The 1,286-nt window shown below is 32.0% G+C and carries 2 protein-coding genes; both read left to right on the forward strand.

Annotated features, from left to right (window positions below):
• Positions 1 to 59 precede the first annotated feature (59 nt).
• Positions 60 to 770 (forward strand): hypothetical protein, encoded by a 711-nt coding sequence (locus A9G37_RS08670; RefSeq protein WP_141671139.1) that lies wholly within the window; start codon positions 60 to 62, stop codon positions 768 to 770.
• A 191-nt stretch (positions 771 to 961) separates the two neighbouring features.
• Positions 962 to 1,286: helix-turn-helix domain-containing protein (locus tag A9G37_RS08675; protein ID WP_065575271.1), on the forward strand; the 325-nt coding region annotated here is incomplete at its 3' end.

Consider the following 1,286-nt stretch of genomic DNA (forward strand, 5'->3'; position numbering starts at 1 on the left):
TTTGCTTTGTGTGTTCTTAATTGTTATTTATTATAATAATAGGCATCAATGGTTATCAGGTGATATTTGAGCGACAGGTTCTTGGATTTTTATATTCTGCTATACCGCCATATTATTTTCCTTATATAGAAAGTCTCTATATAGGCGTATTTAGATTAGCTTGTTATATTTGGATAATAATGGTGATTTGTTTAGGGATAAAGCTACTGCGAACAGTTTTTGTAACAGAGCCAGATATGATTGTATTATCCTCGGACAATAGTCAAAAAACTCATTTATCTTTATTTATTCTATTATTTAATTTCTATTATTTATCTATTGCCTTATTTTGTTTAAATTTCTTTTTTGTTCCTAAAGATCCTCTGGATTCTATAGGTCCCCTTGAATACCACATTAGAACTATTATTTTTTATTCAGTTTTTTTACTGATTGTAAATACGATTGGTTATTTTGTTTTGCGAAAACAATTTAAAACTGTTTATGATAATTTACAGGTGAAGTCATTAATTTCAAGTTCTGTCATTGCTTTTGTGTTAACATCGCTGACAGCAATAATTGTTTTATTTTTCAATATATATTGTCTGAAATGGTTTGATGAGGTTGCAGACTCATTAACAGACAGCGAAATAATGGCTATTGTTATAACAGATATTATATTATTTCTTCTTACTCTATGTGTAATAGGTTCGGTAGTTGTTAGTAAAACAGCAAAAGCATTTTTTGGGGGAAAAGTTAATTTATCCAGTTTTGTTGAGTCAAAGTCAGAATAGAATTTGTACAAATTAGTTTAGTGGTAACATTTTTACATTAATTGTAAGAATTGTTGCCTGAAATTTTTACTTTTTTCGGTATGATATGCCTGGATTCAAACATGAAGTGCAATTTTAAACACGGTGGAGTGAAGAAAGTAGAAAGGTGATTTATACTAGCACCTTCGCACCACCACAGTTTGGAGATTGCTATGTATTATAATCACCTTTCTAGGAAGGAAAGATACCAAATTTTCGTATTATTACAAGCCGGAAAGAATAAAAAAGAGATAGCCCAGCTACTCAATAGACATCCTTCGACAATAAGTCGAGAGATAGAAAGAAACTCAAAACCTAATCAAGCCTATCAAGCACATGATGCGGTAACCCTAGCTAGGAAAAGGCGAAAAAACAGCGGTAATGGTAAGCCAATAGAGTCTTCGGTATGGCGCCAAGTTGAAAAATACCTCATGCTTTATTACAGCCCAGAGCAGATTGCTGCACGTTTAAAGAAAGTCAGCGTCCAATCAATCTATA

It is taken from the genome of Gilliamella sp. GillExp13, from assembly GCF_001690815.1.
GTDB lineage: Bacteria > Pseudomonadota > Gammaproteobacteria > Enterobacterales > Orbaceae > Gilliamella > Gilliamella bombi.